The 1,401-nt window shown below is 61.9% G+C and carries 1 protein-coding gene; it reads left to right on the forward strand.

The window, feature by feature from the left end:
• Nucleotides 1–1,401 (forward strand): DEAD/DEAH box helicase (locus tag AC1DSN_RS22630; protein ID WP_477333078.1); only part of this gene is annotated, 1,401 nt, incomplete at both ends.

The raw sequence follows: 1,401 nt of genomic DNA on the forward strand, positions 1-1,401 counted from the left end.
AGCCGAAGGTGTTTGGCGCGGCAGCAGGCCCCGAACAGATTGACCTTGAGTCCCTCCTGCAGCTGGCGGTGCGACACACACAGGCCTATGCGGCCGTTGAGTCCCTTGCGCCGGTCATGCCCGCGACGGCAGGCGAGGTCTGCGCGCTCCTTCAGACATTAGCGGATGGACAGGCTGCCATGTCATCCGTACAGCGCGCTCACGGTATCGGGCAATCCGCATTCGACACCGCCTGGAGCGGTCTGTCGTCGGATTGGGCTGCTCTTACGGCGGCAGCGGATTGGGCGAGGGCAAATCCAGACATTCGCGCGCTCGCCGGTCGCGTCGGCGAGCGAGACACTCTGTTGCCGAAGGCGCGGCTCCTTGACGCGTCCGGAGCGCACGTCCATTCGACGTTCCACGCGATCGCGAGCGACTTGCAGCTCGACCTGGCCGCTAGCGTGGGTACGCCAGAGGTGAACGAGGTTCTCTTTGACACGCTGGCATGGCGCCTCGATCGCTGGTTCGCCGAACACGAGGAGCTTCACAGATGGGTGAACTACCGTGACCGCGCGGCCAAGGCCTCATCCAGTGGTTGCGCGGACGTTGTAAGTCGACTTGCTGACGGCCGCCTTACGGCGGAGAACGTCCTCGGCGCCYTTGAGATGGCCTATTACGAAGTGACCTATGCCCGCATGGTACGTACAACGCCGGCCCTCGGCCGTTTCGACGGCATCGCGCACGGGCGGCTGGTAAGGGAGTTCGCCGATCTCGATCGTCAACGGATCGTGGCCGCCGCGGTCGAGGTCGTAAAGGTCCACCATCAGGGTGTACCGATCCGGGATAGCGGGTCGGTTGGGCCACTGGGCGTTCTTCGAGGCGAGATCCAGAGAAAGAAAGGACACATGGCTATCCGGAAGCTGGTTGAAAAGGCCGCGCCGGCACTTCGAGCGCTGAAGCCCGTTTTCATGATGAGCCCTTTGTCTGTTGCGCAGTTCCTGCCCCCCGGTGCCATGGAGTTCGATCTGCTTGTGATGGATGAGGCCAGTCAGATTCAGCCCGTCGATGCGCTCGGTGCCGTCGCGCGGGCAAAGCAGGTGGTTGTCGTTGGTGATCCTCGCCAGCTCCCGCCCACGGCATTCTTTGCCAAGATGACCAGCGTCGATGGCGATGAGGACGACGAAGACGACACCACCCGTGTCAGCGATATTGAAAGCATTCTCGGCCTCTTTACGGCACGGGGATTGCCGACGCGCATGCTTCGGTGGCACTACCGAAGCCGGCATCAGTCCCTAATTGCAGTTAGCAACAAGCAGTTCTACCAGAACAAGCTCTTCATCGTTCCTAGCCCTTACACGGTAGAAGGGGGCAGGGGTCTTGTCTTCAATCACGTTCGCGATGGTGTCTTCGACACAGGTGGCA

Source organism: Luteibacter sp. P4_D7_3, from assembly GCF_056401735.1.